The organism is Rouxiella badensis (genome assembly GCF_002093665.1).
Taxonomy (GTDB): Bacteria; Pseudomonadota; Gammaproteobacteria; order Enterobacterales; family Enterobacteriaceae; genus Rouxiella; species Rouxiella badensis.
In genome coordinates this window covers 113198-128644 of sequence record NZ_MRWE01000002.1, presented here as the reverse complement: position 1 = coordinate 128644, position 15447 = coordinate 113198, and the positions used below count along the sequence as shown (strand labels likewise).

Annotated in this window: 13 protein-coding genes; all 13 read right to left on the bottom strand. The window is 55.2% G+C overall.

Features of this window, described 5'->3' with window-relative positions; translation table 11 throughout:
* Positions 1 to 52: 52 nt before the first annotated feature.
* Positions 53 to 1120: an undecaprenyldiphospho-muramoylpentapeptide beta-N-acetylglucosaminyltransferase gene (gene murG, locus BS640_RS01840; protein ID WP_017489932.1), complete on the bottom strand. Its 1068-nt coding sequence runs from the start codon at positions 1118 to 1120 to the stop codon at positions 53 to 55.
* A complete protein-coding gene (gene ftsW, locus BS640_RS01835) occupies positions 1117 to 2343 on the bottom strand; it encodes a cell division protein FtsW (RefSeq protein ID WP_017489931.1) in 1227 nt (408 codons plus the stop codon). The genes murG and ftsW overlap by 4 nt, the downstream gene beginning before the upstream one ends.
* The gene (gene murD / locus BS640_RS01830; RefSeq protein ID WP_017489930.1) at positions 2343 to 3659 is read right to left on the bottom strand and encodes a UDP-N-acetylmuramoyl-L-alanine--D-glutamate ligase; all 1317 of its coding nucleotides are present in this window, start codon (positions 3657 to 3659) and stop codon (positions 2343 to 2345) included. Before murD ends, ftsW begins: the two co-directional genes overlap by 1 nt.
* A gap of 2 nt (positions 3660 to 3661) precedes the next feature.
* Positions 3662 to 4744 carry a phospho-N-acetylmuramoyl-pentapeptide-transferase gene (gene mraY, locus BS640_RS01825; RefSeq protein WP_017489929.1) on the bottom strand — a complete coding sequence of 361 codons (1083 nt, stop codon included), beginning with the start codon at positions 4742 to 4744 and terminating at the stop codon, positions 3662 to 3664.
* Positions 4738 to 6099 (bottom strand): UDP-N-acetylmuramoyl-tripeptide--D-alanyl-D-alanine ligase, encoded by a 1362-nt coding sequence (murF, locus tag BS640_RS01820; RefSeq protein ID WP_017489928.1) that lies wholly within the window; start codon positions 6097 to 6099, stop codon positions 4738 to 4740. The genes mraY and murF overlap by 7 nt, the downstream gene beginning before the upstream one ends.
* Positions 6096 to 7583 (bottom strand): UDP-N-acetylmuramoyl-L-alanyl-D-glutamate--2,6-diaminopimelate ligase, encoded by a 1488-nt coding sequence (murE, locus tag BS640_RS01815; protein ID WP_017489927.1) that lies wholly within the window; start codon positions 7581 to 7583, stop codon positions 6096 to 6098. The genes murF and murE overlap by 4 nt, the downstream gene beginning before the upstream one ends.
* Entirely contained in the window at positions 7570 to 9333 is a 1764-nt protein-coding gene (locus BS640_RS01810) for a peptidoglycan glycosyltransferase FtsI (protein ID WP_017489926.1), read from the bottom strand. The genes murE and BS640_RS01810 overlap by 14 nt, the downstream gene beginning before the upstream one ends.
* 69 nt (positions 9334 to 9402) lie before the next feature.
* Positions 9403 to 9723: a cell division protein FtsL gene (ftsL, locus tag BS640_RS01805; RefSeq protein WP_017489925.1), complete on the bottom strand. Its 321-nt coding sequence runs from the start codon at positions 9721 to 9723 to the stop codon at positions 9403 to 9405.
* Entirely contained in the window at positions 9720 to 10661 is a 942-nt protein-coding gene (gene rsmH / locus BS640_RS01800) for a 16S rRNA (cytosine(1402)-N(4))-methyltransferase RsmH (protein WP_084911722.1), read from the bottom strand. Before rsmH ends, ftsL begins: the two co-directional genes overlap by 4 nt.
* A gap of 2 nt (positions 10662 to 10663) precedes the next feature.
* Positions 10664 to 11122, bottom strand: coding sequence for a division/cell wall cluster transcriptional repressor MraZ (mraZ, locus tag BS640_RS01795; RefSeq protein WP_017489923.1), 459 nt, complete (start codon positions 11120 to 11122; stop codon positions 10664 to 10666).
* A 702-nt stretch (positions 11123 to 11824) separates the two neighbouring features.
* Entirely contained in the window at positions 11825 to 12829 is a 1005-nt protein-coding gene (cra, locus tag BS640_RS01790) for a catabolite repressor/activator (RefSeq protein WP_017489922.1), read from the bottom strand.
* Positions 12830 to 12995: 166 nt separating this feature from the next.
* Positions 12996 to 13487: an acetolactate synthase small subunit gene (gene ilvN / locus BS640_RS01785; protein WP_017489921.1), complete on the bottom strand. Its 492-nt coding sequence runs from the start codon at positions 13485 to 13487 to the stop codon at positions 12996 to 12998.
* Positions 13488 to 13489: 2 nt separating this feature from the next.
* Positions 13490 to 15208: an acetolactate synthase 3 large subunit gene (gene ilvI / locus BS640_RS01780; RefSeq protein WP_026110260.1), complete on the bottom strand. Its 1719-nt coding sequence runs from the start codon at positions 15206 to 15208 to the stop codon at positions 13490 to 13492.
* Positions 15209 to 15447 lie beyond the last annotated feature (239 nt).

Sequence of the window (15447 nt, the reverse complement as noted above, 5' to 3'; positions counted from 1 at the left end):
AAACCTTTGTTAATCGGACTCACGGCCTGATACGGCCATCAGTCACTCGTTTTCATTTGTTGCTTGCCGCAACCACTTCGGCGGCAACGCGTTCAGTCGCATCAGGGATGGCGGCTGCGCGGGCATTGCGCGCCATCTCAAGCAGGCTCTGACGATCCCAGCTGGCCAGAATGTCGGCCACGGCACCGGCGTTAAAATCCTTTTGCTCGATAATTCTGGCGGCACCGGCTTTCTCAAGCGGCAGCGCGTTCCAATACTGCTGGCGGTCTTTATGCTGGAAAGGCACAAAAATTGCCGGTAAGCCTGCGGCGGCAATTTCGCTGACGGTGAGAGCACCGGAACGGCACACTACAACATCAGCCCAGGCGTAGGCTTGCGCCATATCATCAATAAACTCGGTCACGTTATGCTGCGTCTGACCGGCCTGCTGATACGCCTCATTTACGGCGTCTAACGCGCCCTTTCCGACCTGATGCCAGAGAGTGACGCGGTCGCCCAGCAGCGCGGCGACTTCCGGCATCGCTTGATTCAGCACGCGCGCGCCCTGACTGCCGCCGACCACTAAAATTCTTATCGGACCTTCACGTCCGGCAAAACGCGCATCGGGTAAAGGCAGCGCCAATACGTCAGTTCGCACCGGATTACCGACCACGGCCGCCTTGGGAAACGCGCCGGGGAACGCCTGCAATACCGTTTTGGCGATACGTGACAGCCAACGGTTGGTCAAACCGGCAATACCGTTCTGCTCATGCAGCACCACTGGAATACCGCAGGACCACGCGGCCAAACCGCCCGGACCTGAAACGTATCCGCCCATGCCCAACACCACATCGGGCTGGAAGCGGCGCATAATGGCTTTCGCCTGACGCCACGCATGATATATGCGAATGGGGGCGGTCAGTTGCGCTTTCAGACCTTTCCCACGTAATCCGGCAATTTTAATGAAATCTATTTCAATTCCGTGCCTGGGAACGAGATCCGCTTCCATTCTGTCAGCGGTTCCTAACCAACGAACTTCCCAGCCTTGCGCCATCAGATGATGTGCTACGGCCAGGCCAGGGAACACGTGGCCTCCAGTGCCGCCTGCCATCACCATCAAACGCTTGGTCTTGCCACTCATCGGGCACTCCTTACAAACGCCTGGGCTTTTGCCAGACGCGTTTCAAAATCTATTCTCAACAGCAGCGTCAGCGCCGTTGACATAATCAGCAGGCTCGAGCCGCCGTAGCTTATCAGCGGCAGGGTCAGGCCCTTGGTCGGCAACATGCCCGCAGCTGCGCCTACGTTAACCAGCGCCTGGAAGCTAATCCATACGCCAATTGAGCAGGCAAGGAACCCAGAAAATCGCTGATCCAGCTCCAGAGCGCGTCGGCCAATGGACATAGCGCGAAAAGCGACGAAGAATACCATTAACAGTACTAAAACCACACCGAAATACCCCAATTCCTCACCTAAAATCGAGAAGATGAAGTCGGTATGCGCCTCGGGCAGATATTCCAGCTTTTGTACTGAGTTTCCAAGGCCTTGCCCCCAAAACTCCCCTCGCCCAAATGCCATCAGCGATTGGGTCAACTGGTAGCCACTGCCGAACGGATCGGCCCAGGGGTTCCAGAACGAGGTTACGCGGCGCATACGGTAAGGTTCGGTCACGACCAGTATTGATACCGCGAACAGTCCAGAGCCGATAATGGCCAGGAACTGCCACAGCTTTGCGCCCGCCAGGAACAACATCGCCAGCGTGGTAACAAACAGCACGATTACGGTACCGAGGTCAGGCTGCAACAGCAGCAGCACGGCCAGAATAACCATCACGCCCATCGGTTTGCAGAAGCCCCAAAAGTTGCTTCGTACCTCGTCGACCTTACGCACCAGATAGCTGGCCAGATAGCAAAACAGCGACAGCTTGGAGAACTCGGCGGGCTGAATACGCAGCGGCCCGAGTGAGATCCAACGCGATGCCCCGTTGATTGAGCTACCGACGCCCAATACGACAATCAGCATGATGATGGAGATAAACAGCAGCACATTGCTGTATTTCTGCCACACCATCATCGGGATGCGCAGTGTAATCAGCCCGAGGATGAAGGCCATGACCAGATAGACGGCATCACGTTTGGCAAACATGAAAGGATCGTTCGCCAGGCGCTGACCGATAGGCATTGAGGCCGAGGTCACCATCACAAAACCGACAATCGCCAGACCAAACACCATCCACATCAGCGTGCGGTCATAAAGCACTAGCGTGAGATTATCGCCCTCTTTGGCGCCCATCACCCAGTCGTTGGCTTTACTGCCCATGCCTTTCAGCAGGCCGAGGCCAGGCAGTCGTAGACGAATACGCATCAGCCAAGCTCCTTAGCCAGTGCGGTAAAGACATCGCCGCGTTGCTCGAAATTCTTGAATTGGTCGAGGCTGGCGCAGGCCGGTGACAGCAACACCATATCGCCCGGCTGCACGCGACCTGCGATGTCGCGCATCGCCTGCTCCAGGGTGTCAAACAGCGAAGACACCTCAGGGCGCAGCTCGGCCAGCTCGCCACCGTCGCGGCCAAAGCAGTAAACGCGCACCTTGTCACCCTGCAAGTAAGGCAGCAACGGGGTGAAATCGGCCGACTTGCCGTCTCCCCCCAGCAGCAGATGCAGCGTGCCGTCAACCTTCAGGCCGTTTAATGCGGCCTCGGTACTGCCAACGTTGGTCGCTTTCGAATCGTTTATCCAGCGCACGCCGTTGTGCACAAAAGCAATCTGAAAGCGATGTGCCAGCCCGGTAAAAGTGGTCAGCGCCTTGAGGCTTGAGGCTCGAGGAATACCCACTGCATCGGCGAGCGCCAGCGCAGCCAGCGCGTTGGTATAGTTATGACGCCCCGTCAGCGGCATCTCGCGGGTATTGAAAATTTTCTCACCGCGCACGCGCAGCCAGATATCACCCTGCTGCTGATTCAGATGGTAATCGCCGACGTCAACGCCAAAGCTGACGCAGCGCGCGTCCGCACCGCGAATCGGCATGCTGAGGGCATCATCCGCATTCACCACGCACAGTTTCGCGTTCTCATAAACCTTCAGCTTGGCCGCACGGTACTGCTGCAGGCCAAACGGATAGCGGTCCATATGGTCTTCGGTTACGTTCAAAATCGTGGCCGCTGCGGCATGCAGGCTGTGAGTTGTCTCCAGCTGGAAGCTCGACAGTTCAAGCACAAACAGCTGGTAGTCATGGCCCAGCATACTCAGCACTGGCAGACCAATATTGCCGCCCACGCCGACCTGCCACCCTGCGGCCCTGCCCATCTCGCCGACCAGGCTGGTCACGGTGCTTTTACCGTTTGAACCGGTAATCGCCACGATAGGAACGTTGACTTCGCGACAAAACAGTTCGATATCGCCAACAATCTCAACGCCGGCATCAGCGGCCGCACTCAGTGCCGGAGTCGCTAACGCCATGCCCGGACTGGCAACAATCAGATCGGCGTCAAGCAGCCACTCTTCATTCAGTGAACCTAAATGACGCTCGATGGCGTCCGACAGCTTGTCGAGTCCCGGCGGACTGACACGGGTATCGATAACACGCGGCGTCACGCCGCGTGAAACAAAGAAATCAACACAGGAGAGGCCCGTAAGCCCCAACCCGATAATGACCACTTTTTTACCCTGATAGTCAGTCATAGTTAGCGCACCTTCAGCGTCGCCAGGCCAATCAGCACCAGCATCAGCGAAATAATCCAGAAGCGCACGATAACGCGAGGTTCCGGCCAGCCTTTCAGCTCATAGTGGTGGTGAATCGGCGCCATGCGGAAAATACGTTGTCCGCGCAGCTTAAAGGAGCCCACCTGCAAAATAACCGACAGTGTTTCCACCACGAATACGCCGCCCATAATCAACAGCAGGAACTCCTGACGCAGCAGTACGGCGATGGTGCCCAGTGCGCCACCCAGCGCCAGAGAACCAACGTCACCCATGAAGACCTGCGCCGGGTAAGTGTTGAACCACAGGAATCCGAGGCCAGCCCCCACGATGGCGGTACATACGATAACCAGCTCACCCGCGTGGCGCAGATAAGGAATGTGCAGATAGTTGGCAAAGTTCATGTTACCGGTCGCCCAGGCTACCAGCGCGAATCCGGCCGCCACGAACACCGTTGGCATAATCGCCAGGCCGTCCAGACCGTCGGTCAGGTTTACCGCGTTGCTGGTGCCGACTATCACGAAGTAGCTCAGCAGAATGTAAAGCAGGCCCAGCTGCGGCATGATGTCCTTGAAGAACGGCACCACCAGCTCGGTCGCAGGCGTATCTTTACCCACTGCGTACATGGTGAAGGCCACGACCAGCGCAATCACCGACTGCCAGAAGTATTTCCAGCGGGCGATCAGACCTTTGGTGTCTTTGCGCACCACTTTGCGGTAGTCATCAACGAAACCGACCACGCCGTAACCCACCAGCACAAACAGCACGCACCATACGTAAGGGTTTGATGGATAAGCCCACATCAGGACCGATACGGTGATTGAAAACAGAATCAGCACGCCGCCCATGGTTGGAGTACCGCGTTTGCTGAAGTGTGATTCCGGACCGTCATGGCGAACAACCTGACCAATCTGCAGCTTCTGCAAATAGGCAATCAGGCGCGGACCCATCCACAGCGAGAGGAACAGGGCCGTCAGCAGGCTGACAATGGCGCGAAACGTCAGGTATGAAAAGACGTTAAAGCCTGAATAATATTTGACCAAGTGCTCGGCCAGCCAAACTAACATGTTGCATTCTCCTGTAACGCCCGTACTACCTGCTCCATCGCGGCACTACGTGAACCTTTAATTAAAACGGTAATTACCGCGTGTTCAGATAACAAGCTGGCTAAACGGGCCGTTACAGCCGCTTTATCCTGAAGATGTTCGCCACAGCCACTGGCATCGCTGATTGCGCGACTGAAGTGACCGACAGTTAAAACTTTATCAATACCGGCGAGACGAATAGCTTCACCAACCTCGCGGTGGCAGGCTTCGCTCTCATCGCCCAGCTCGGCCATGTCGCCCAGCGCCATTACCCGGTATCCCGGCATCTCTGCCAGCACCTGAGCCGCCGCGGTCATCGACCCCACGTTAGCGTTGTAGCTGTCGTCGAGCAGCGTTTTGCCTTCCGCCAGACGAACCGGGAACAGACGCCCTTTCACCGCCTGTAGCGAAGAAAGCCCCTCACGTACCACCTTGAGCGTCGCACCGACAGAAAGCGCCAGCGCGGCCGCGGCCAGCGCGTTAGCCACGTTATGACGTCCCGGCAGCGGCAGACTGATATCGATTTGCCCCTGCGGCGAGTGCAGCGTAAAGGTAGTATTGAAGGCATTTACAGTGACGTTGCTGGCATAGAAGTCGACGCCTTCGGCCGCGTCAGGCGAAAAGCGCCAGACGGTTTTATTGCCGATACGCGCCTGCCAGTGCGGCCAGTCGTTACTGTCCGCGTTAATGATGGCGATGCCGTCAGCCGGCAGACCGTCGAAAATTTCGCCTTTTGCCTTGGCAACGCCCGCCAGCGACCCGAACCCTTCCAGGTGCGCCGCAGACAGGTTGTTGACCAACGCGGTTTGCGGACGAGTCAGGTCTGTGGTGTAGGCAATCTCGCCCTGATGGTTGGCACCAAGCTCAACCACGGCAAAGTCATGTTCAGGGGTCAGGCGCAGCAGCGTCAGCGGCGCGCCGATGTCATTATTGAAGTTGCCCGCGGTGTACAACACGTTGCCGCACTGGCGCAGAATGGCCGCGGTCATCTCTTTCACCGAGGTCTTGCCGGAAGAACCGGTCAACGCAACCACACGAGCCGGAACCTGCTGACGCACCCAGGCACCCAATTTTCCCAGCGCAATGCGGGTATCGGCCACGACCAGCTGAGGCGCCTCCACCGGCAGACGTTTGCTAACGATGAGCGCTGCCGCCCCGGCCTTGACTGCATCGGCGGCGAAGTCGTGCGCATCAAAATTTTCACCTTTAAGGGCGATAAACAGGCAGCCCGGCGTGATTTGACGCGTATCGGTGGTCACCGCATCAATCTGCGTGTCGTTACCGAACAGTTCAGCGCTCAGCACGTCGGTCAGTTTTTGTAGAGAAACCGGGATCATGCAATCACCCCCAACAGGCGCGCGGCGGTAACGCGATCCGAGTAATCGAAACGCTGGTTGCCGACCAATTGGTAATCTTCGTGGCCCTTGCCCGCCAGCAGCACTACGTCATTCTCAGTCGCCTGCATGATAGCGCTGGTTACCGCTTCGGCGCGGCCAGGGATCGCCAGCGCACGGCCAGCATCGAGCAAGCCGGAAAGGATGTCGTTGATGATGGCACGAGGGTCTTCGCTGCGCGGGTTGTCGTCGGTCACCACAACGCAGTCGGCGTACTGCTCGGCAATGCCCCCCATCAGAGGGCGTTTGCCTTTATCGCGGTCACCGCCGCAGCCGAACACGCACCACAGCTTGCCGGTGCAGTGCAGACGAGCCGCCGCCAACGCCTTCTCCAGCGCATCGGGGGTGTGGGCATAATCGACGACGACGGTCGGACGGCCGGGCGCATGGAACACTTCCATACGACCGCAAACCGGCTGTAGCTGCGGCGCGGTTTTCAATAATTCGTCAAAGGCATAGCCGAGCGACAGCAGCGTACCCAGTGCAACCAGCAGGTTACTGACGTTGAAAGCGCCCATCAGACGGCTTTCGAGCACGCCATTGCCCCAGCTTGAGTCCAGCTCGACCGTCGCCCCTTTGTCGTGATAGCTCACGCGGGACGCAGACAGCCAGCGCCCTTTCCAGTCAGCCGGTAATTTGTTTTCCATGCTGACGGCCACGGCATCCGGCAGTTTTGCCAACCAGCGCTGCCCCACGCTATCGTCAGCGTTGATAATTTTCTGCTCACTTTCGTGGGTCGAAAACAGCTGCCACTTGGCCTCTTCGTAATGCTGCATGTCACCGTGGTAATCCAGGTGATCGCGGCTCAGGTTGGTGAAGGCCGCTGCGGCAAAGGGCAGAGCCGAGACACGGTGCTGCACCAGACCGTGCGAAGAGACTTCCATCGCGGCAAAGGTCGCGCCCTGCTGCACTAAATCGCCCAGGATTTGCTGCACCTGGACCGCAGAGCCGGTCGTATTTTCAGCCGGTACTACGCGGTTGAGCAGGCCGTTTCCGACGGTACCCATCACGGCACTGGTTTCGCCCAACAGCTGCGCCCACTGCGCCAACAGCTGCGTCGTGGTGGTTTTGCCGTTGGTGCCGGTCACGCCAACCAGACGCAGCGCGGCGCCAGGCTGTTCATAGAATCGACCTGCTATCTCCGACAACAGCAGATTCAGGTTATCCAGATACACCACGGGCACGCCGTGCTGAACTCTGACAGCGCCGTGTTCGGCCTGTCCCTGCGCTTCTGCGACTACCGCGCTAACGCCCTGCGCAATAGCCTGAGGAATATAGTGACGGCCATCGCTCGTATGGCCAGAAATCGCGACAAACAGATCGCCAGCAGCCGCAGTGCGGCTGTCGAGCGTCATGTCTTTTAACACCGTGTTCGGGGCATCACTCACCCAAGGTGCAAGTAGGTCGCGTAAATTACGATCTGTCACCTGAAGCCTCTTTTTGATTATTGACAATGTCATTGCCTACGTCCGTCGGTAAGGCGTCCGGCTCAACGTTCATCGTGCGCAGTACGCCGCCCATGATGGCGCCAAATACCGGTGCGGATACCGCACCACCGTAGTATTTACCCGCCTGAGGATCGTTAATGACGACCACCAAGGCAAATCGAGGATGACTCGCAGGCGCAACGCCCGCGGTATAGGCAATGTACTTGTTCATGTATTGGCCATCCGGGCCAACTTTTTTTGCCGTACCGGTTTTGATGGCGATGCGGTAACCCTTGATAGCGGCCTTAACGCCACCACCACCGGGAAGCGCGACGCTTTCCATCATGTGAACAACGGTACGCACCAGGGGTTCAGGGAAAACACGTTCACCGGAGACCGGCGGATCAACTTTGGTTATCGACAGCGGACGGGCAATGCCCATGCTGCCAATCGTTGCATAGACTCGCGCTAGCTGGAGAGGTGTCACCATTAGCCCGTAGCCGAAAGAGAAGGTGGCCCTCTCTATGTCAGACCACCGTTGTTTTTTTGGATATAAGCCACTGCTTTCCCCAACCAGTCCCAAATTGGTGGGTTTACCCAATCCGAAGCGCGAGTAAGTATCTACCAGCTCTGCGGACGGCATCGCTAACGCCAGTTTTGAAACACCGACGTTACTCGACTTCTGTAGGATACCGGTGATGGAAAGCTCCGGGTATCTCGCGACGTCTTTGATTTCCTTACCGTTAATGCGGTACGGCAGGGTGTTTAATACGCTATTTTCCTTGATGACACCGCGTTTGAGCGCCGTCATCACCACCATTGGTTTCACCGTTGAGCCCGGCTCGAAGATATCGGTGATCGCGCGGTTACGCATGGTCTCTTGCGGGGTACCAGCAAGGTTGTTTGGGTTATAGGAGGGGCTATTGGCCATCGCCAGGACTTCGCCGGTATTAACGTCAACCAGCACGGCAGTGCCCGACTCGGCCTTGTTAAACGCCACGGCATTGTTCAGTTCACGATAAACCAGTGCCTGCAGACGTTCGTCAATACTGAGCACCAGATTATGCGCGGCCTGGCTGTCTAAGGTGGAGATATCTTCGATGACGCGGCCAGAGCGGTCTTTACGCACCGTACGCTCACCGGGTTGGCCGGTCAGCCAGCGGTCAAAGCTCTTCTCGACGCCTTCGATGCCCTGCCCGTCAATGTTGGTCACGCCGATAACGTGCGCCGTGACCTGACCCGCAGGATAGTAGCGGCGCGATTCCTGACGCAGGAAGATGCCCGGAAGTTTCAGCTTGCGGATGTAGTCGCCGATAGCCGGGTTAATCTGGCGCGCCAGATAGACAAAGCGACCTTTAGGATTGGCATTAACGCGGCTGGTCAGTTGGTCGAGCGGCATATTGAGTGCATCGGCCAGCGCTTTCCAGCGGTTATCAACGGTAATACCGCCGTGCTCATTGACCTCTTTCGGGTCAGCCCAGATGGCGTTTACCGGCACGCTGACCGCCAGAGGACGACCGGCGCGATCGCTTATCATACCGCGAGAGGTTGGAATAGCCTGAACGCGGAGCGAACGCATGTCGCCCTCACGCACCAGCCTGTCGGGGTTGATGACCTGAAGATAGGCGACGCGGGACATCAACCCTATCAGCCCCAGAAGAATGCAGCCGCACAGCAACGCAAAACGCCAGCTTACAAAGCTGGCTTTATCTTCCTGACGCTTAAACTTCGCGGCACGTGTCGCTTTCATCTGTCGCTTGTCATCTCCATGAGCAAATTGCCTTTAACCGAGTGGCAGAAGCCTTAAAGCAGAATAATTTTATTGCTGCACAACAATGGTTTCCTGAGAAGGGTCAACATGTTGCATCTGCAATTTTTCCGTTGCGATACGTTCTACCCGGCTGTGATCGCCGAGGGCATTCTCTTCGAGGATTAGGTTGCGCCATTCAATATCCAGCGCATCCTTTTCCAAAACCAGCTGTTCACGCTGAGCCGTCAGCAGACGCGTTTTATGTGATACCGTAACGACCGCCATAGCGCTTATCAGAGTCGAGACAAGCAAAATCATCGGGATCTTTCCGTTGCGCAAAATGTCGCTGAAAATGACCCCAACCAAACCATGACGCTCATTACCTATCATTGCGCGGTCCTCGCGGCAAAACGCAGTACTGAACTGCGTGCTCGTGGATTTTCTGCCACCTCGGCCTCCGACGGCATCATTTTGCCGATGGATTTAAGGGTGCGTCCTCCGAGACTCTGCAGCTGCGCTTCGGTCATCGGGATCCCCGATGGCACCTGCGGTCCCCGGCTGTGCTGGCGAATAAATCGTTTAACAATTCTGTCTTCCAGCGAGTGGAAACTGATGACGGACAGGCGGCCATCGGTTGCCAGAACTTCGAGTGCGCCGTCGAGTGCGCGTTCTATCTCTTCCAGCTCGCTGTTGATATAAATACGCACAGCCTGGAAGCTGCGCGTCGCCGGATGCTTATGCTTCTCACGAATCGGTGAGGCATTGGCAATCAGGTCGGCCAGCTCCTTGGTGCGCGTCATTGGCTGTTCGCGGTTGCGTTCAACGATGGCGCGGGCAATACGCTTGGCGAAACGTTCTTCGCCGAAAGTCTTCAATACCCAGGCAATATCTTCGGCTTCTGCCTTCATCAACCATTCAGCTGCTGAATAACCACGGCTCGGATCCATACGCATGTCCAGAGGTCCGTCACGCATAAACGAGAAGCCACGCTCCGGATCGTCCAACTGCGGCGAAGATACGCCAAGATCCAGCAAAATACCGTCAATCTTGCCTACCAGGCCGCGATCCTTGACGTATTCTGCCAGCTCGGAAAACGGGCCATGCACGATAGAAAAACGTGGATCGCCAATCGCCTTCGAGGCTTCGATCGCCTGAGGATCGCGGTCGATAGCCAATAAACGTCCTTCAGGGCCAAGCTGTGACAAAATCAGTCGCGAATGACCGCCGCGACCAAAGGTTCCATCAATGTAAATGCCGTCGGGGCGAATGTTCAGCCCATTTACGGCTTCATCCAATAACACGGATGTATGTTTGTAATTTTCAAGCATGCTTATAGTGACAAGTCCTGTAATCTCTCGGAAAGCGGTTCCTGAGACGATTGTTCAGCGTCAATGTCTTCCTTGACTTGTTGATACCAGGTCTGTTCATCCCACAGTTCAAACTTGTTGAACTGCCCAACCAGCATCACTTCTTTGGCCAGCCCAGCGTGCTGTCGCAAAGTGTTTACGATGAGCAGACGCCCGGCGTTATCCATCTGACATTCACTCGCGTGACCCAATAACAAACGCTGAATACGACGCTCGACCGGGTTCATGCTCGACAGACGGGACAATTTTTGTTCGATAACTTCCCATTCGGGCAAGGTGTAAAGAAGCAGGCATGGGTGATGAAGATCGATGGTGCAGACCATCTGACCTTGCGACTCTTCGCTCAGCAAATCCCGATATCGGGTGGGTACGGCAAGCCGCCCTTTGCTGTCGAGGTTAACCATCGTTGCCCCACGAAACATACCTGAGCTACCCCTCAATGACCCTTTTCACCACTTTACACCACAAATTCCCACTTAAAGGAGTTTACGGATGCTTTTAAAACCTTGTCAAGCCAGAGAGGCCAAGGTTTCCGATTATTTACAGGCAATAAGTTAGGCAAAATCCGAACCTTGAAGGGGTCTTTCTGAGGGATTAAAAAATAACGCTATGATTAGTTGAGGAAAAATCATTTAAATAACAATAACGGTCAAAATTAAATCAACTTGGCCATTATTTATCTAATTATATTCTTCTGCTACCGATCTCTCATTTCTTAAAACCACGAACTTTGCTAATTACTTTAAAACCAGCGCCAAGCTTTAAGCACCTAAAAAAGGTCCAGCACGCTCACCAACCCCGCTTGCTGCGGCTTTTGCGGCTAAAGGAGCAAGGTTCAAAACCGTCTGGCCAAATTAAGCCGGGAATTCTACAGCAGAATAGGGCGTAATAATCACGTATTTTTAAAATTGATTATTCCATTTTTATTAGCGAAACCATTTTCAAATAATTATTTGTGTGAGATTGCTCTTAATCTTAATGGTTAATGCCCTTTTAAGAATACCCGCAATGTTTTTGGCTGAAATTCCGCCATGAGAAAAGTATTGTTTTGTAAAGCTAAGGAAAAAGAGAGGCAGAGGGCAATGGAAGCGGAAAAGCGTGAACGCTTAATCCGCTTCACATTATCACTTACGACTAAGGCGACCGCGGCGGAAAAGATTGCGGCGAATGCGGGTGAGGCCGGCTTTCGGTTTCTTCGGCTCATCAAGGCAGGCAAGCACCAGCTCGAGCACGCGTTCTGCAACGTCACGATGACGCTGTGCGACGGCAAGCACTGGACATTCCAGGAAGTCGAGCAGCTCGTTGTCGCCAAAGGTCGCGATCGCAAGATCGGACGGCAGACGCCCTTTCTCTCTCAGGGTAACGTCCATCACTCCCTGCAACAGCTGGAACGAGGTGGTGTATAACGCCTTCGGCATCTCGTGGGTCTTCAGCCACTGGGCAAAAACCTGCGCCGCAGAGTCGCGGTCATAGGCGTTGGCGTAAAGATACTCTGGTTGACGCGCGTCACCTTCCCAAGCCTGACGGAATCCCTGCTCACGCAGGAAGCTGACGGAGAGTTCAGGGAGTGCGCCCAGATACAACACGCTCTCGGCCGGGAAGTTGCGCAGCTCCTGCGCCAACATGAAGGCATCTTCCTGATCCGCACCGACAACGCTGATAAAGTTTTCAGGATCAAGTGCGCGGTCGAGCGCAATAATCGGAAAGTCGTCTTTGGCCCAGCGCTGATAAAACGGATGCTCCGGCGGCAGCGAGGTCGAGATAATGATGGCGTCAACCTGACGCTGAAGCAGATGCTCGATGCAGCGCATCTCGTTATCAGGCTGATCCTCGGAGCAGGCAATCAACAGCTGATAGCCGCGCTGACGCGCCTGACGCTCGAGAAAATTGGCGATTTTGGTATAGCTGGTATTTTCCAAATCAGGAATGACCAGCCCGATCGAACGGGTCCTGCCAGCGCGCAAACCTGCTGCAACGGCGTTGGGGTGATAATTATGTTCCTTCACGACAGCCATGACCTTCTCGACTGTCTTATCGCTGACACGATACTGCTTCGCTTTGCCATTAATTACATAACTGGCAGTGGTACGCGAAACACCCGCTAACCTCGCGATTTCATCCAGTTTCACCACGAACCCCTTAATTGAAGTAAATACTCTCAATATCTAACCCGAGAAGACCCTACTCGGCAAGGTGTTTTACGATAACTCATCGCCCCATAACAAAAAAAGCCCAACCGAAGTTGAGCTTTTTGAACGACGACACAAAACACATTTGTCGCCGGGCGATGACCTGTTAGCGCATCACCTTGTCACCACGGGACACACCGACCACGCCTGAACGAGCCACTTCAACAATTTCTGCGACTTCGCGCACCGTGTTGAGGAAGGCGTCAAGTTTGTCGCTGGTACCGGCAAGCTGAACCGTGTAAAGCGTAGCAGTCACATCGACAATCTGCCCACGGAAGATTTCGGTAGAACGTTTGATCTCTTCGCGTCCGTAGCCGGTCGCCTGCAGTTTCACCAACATTATCTCGCGCTCGACGTGGGCGCCCTGCACCAGTTCGTTCACTCGCAGCACGTCGACCAGCTTGTGCAGCTGCTTTTCTATCTGCTCAAGAACCTTGGCATCGCCCACGGTCTGAATGGTCATGCGTGAGAGCGTGGGATCGTCGGTCGGCGCCACGGTCAGGCTTTCAATGTTATAGCCGCGCTGGGAGAACAGCCCGACCACGCGTGACAGTGCGCCCGATTCGTTTTCTAACAGTACAGATAAAATCCGGCGCATGATTATGTCCTCTCCGTTTTGCTTAACCACATTTCGTCCATTCCACCGCCACGGATCAACATCGGGTAAACGTGCTCGGTTTCATCCACGCTGATATCAACAAATACCAGACGATTTTTCATTGCCAGCGCTTCCGCCAGCTTGCTTTCCAACTCGTCAGGATGGCGAATCGCCATCCCCACATGACCATAGGCTTCGGCCAGTTTGACGAAATCAGGCAGCGACTGCATGTAAGACTGCGAGTGACGACCGGAATAGATCATATCCTGCCACTGCTTCACCATGCCCAGATAGCCGTTGTTAAGGTTAACAATAACAACTGGGAGATCGTATTGCAGCGCGGTAGACAGCTCCTGAATGTTCATCTGGATGCTGCCGTCACCGGTTACGCAGACCACGGTTTCGTCTGGCAGACCGAGTTTGACACCCAGTGCGGCAGGCAGGCCAAAGCCCATGGTGCCCAGACCGCCGGAGTTTATCCAGCGACGCGGTTTGTCGAACTGATAGTAAAGCGCAGCAAACATCTGGTGCTGGCCCACGTCAGAGGTGACATAGGCATCACCCTTAGTCAAACGATGCAGAGTCTCGATCACCGCCTGCGGTTTGATGGTGCCAGTATTTTTGTCATAGCCCAGGCAATTCTTGGCACGCCATTGTTCGATGCTCTGCCACCAGTCGCTCAGTGCGTCAAGCTCCTGCTTTTCGTCAGAACTTTCAAGCAGCTCAAGCATCTGCACCAGCGTTTGTTTAGCGTCACCCACGATAGGGATATCGGCATTCACCGTTTTCGAAATCGACGTCGGGTCAATATCAATGTGCATGATGGTGGCGTTCGGGCAATACTTCTCAAGGTTATTGGTGGTACGGTCGTCAAAACGCACACCCACGCCGAAAATAAGGTCGGCATTGTGCATGGTCATATTGGCTTCATAAGTGCCGTGCATCCCCAGCATGCCAACGCTCTGACGGTGGGTGCCCGGAAACGCGCCCAGCCCCATCAGCGTTGAGGTCACCGGCAAATTCAGCGTTTCGGCAAGCTTCAGCAGCTCAGCGCTACAATCAGAATTAACCGCACCGCCACCGACGTAAAGCACCGGTTTCTTGGCCGATATCAGCGTTTGCAGAGCGCGTTTGATCTGCCCGCGGTGACCCTGCACCGTCGGGTTATAAGAGCGCAGCGACACCTGCTCAGGATAAGCATAAGGCAGCTTGACCTGAGGGTTCACGACGTCTTTCGGCAAGTCAATAACCACCGGACCCGGTCGACCGGTTGAAGCCAGATAGAAGGCTTTCTTCAGGACGGTGGGGATATCTTCGGCACGCTTGACCAAAAAACTATGCTTAACGATAGGACGGGAGATCCCGACCATGTCGCATTCCTGGAAGGCATCATAACCAATCAGTGAGCTGTGAACCTGACCGGAGAGCACCACCATAGGAATAGAGTCCATGTAAGCGGTAGCAATCCCGGTGATTGCGTTGGTAGCACCTGGACCTGAGGTGACCAGCACCACGCCGACTTCTCCCGTCGCGCGCGCATAGCCATCAGCCATATGCACAGCGCCCTGCTCATGTCTTACTAGCACATGATCAATCCCGCCGACTGTGTGCAGGGCATCATAGATATCCAACACCGCTCCGCCGGGATAACCGAATACATGTTTTACGCCCTGATCGATTAACGACCGGACGACCATCTCGGCTCCTGACAACATCTCCATGGGTTTGCCTCCAGGCTTTTGTTCTTTAGGACGACTCGTTTCTAATGGATGTCGGAAATCATTCCCTAATCCCGGATAAGAGGGCTTCGCACCCTTCTTTAGTATGCTTTGTTCGTTATGCAATTATCGTTCTGCAATATAACTGATTACCTTAACGTCAGAATTTGGACCAGGCAAACGACAAAATAATGCGTGTTGTTGCTGAAAACAGCCTGCCGCTGCGCTTAATCAACTTACCA

Coding starts and splice junctions, on each gene's coding strand:
- murG (WP_017489932.1), bottom strand. CDS start 1,120: ATGAGTGGCAAGACCAAGCGTTTGATGGTGATGGCAGGCGGCACTGGA.
- ftsW (WP_017489931.1), bottom strand. CDS start 2,343: ATGCGTATTCGTCTACGACTGCCTGGCCTCGGCCTGCTGAAAGGCATG.
- murD (WP_017489930.1), bottom strand. CDS start 3,659: ATGACTGACTATCAGGGTAAAAAAGTGGTCATTATCGGGTTGGGGCTT.
- mraY (WP_017489929.1), bottom strand. CDS start 4,744: ATGTTAGTTTGGCTGGCCGAGCACTTGGTCAAATATTATTCAGGCTTT.
- murF (WP_017489928.1), bottom strand. CDS start 6,099: ATGATCCCGGTTTCTCTACAAAAACTGACCGACGTGCTGAGCGCTGAA.
- BS640_RS01810 (WP_017489926.1), bottom strand. CDS start 9,333: ATGAAAGCGACACGTGCCGCGAAGTTTAAGCGTCAGGAAGATAAAGCC.
- ftsL (WP_017489925.1), bottom strand. CDS start 9,723: ATGATAGGTAATGAGCGTCATGGTTTGGTTGGGGTCATTTTCAGCGAC.
- rsmH (WP_084911722.1), bottom strand. CDS start 10,661: ATGCTTGAAAATTACAAACATACATCCGTGTTATTGGATGAAGCCGTA.
- mraZ (WP_017489923.1), bottom strand. CDS start 11,122: ATGTTTCGTGGGGCAACGATGGTTAACCTCGACAGCAAAGGGCGGCTT.
- ilvN (WP_017489921.1), bottom strand. CDS start 13,487: ATGCGCCGGATTTTATCTGTACTGTTAGAAAACGAATCGGGCGCACTG.
- ilvI (WP_026110260.1), bottom strand. CDS start 15,208: ATGGAGATGTTGTCAGGAGCCGAGATGGTCGTCCGGTCGTTAATCGAT.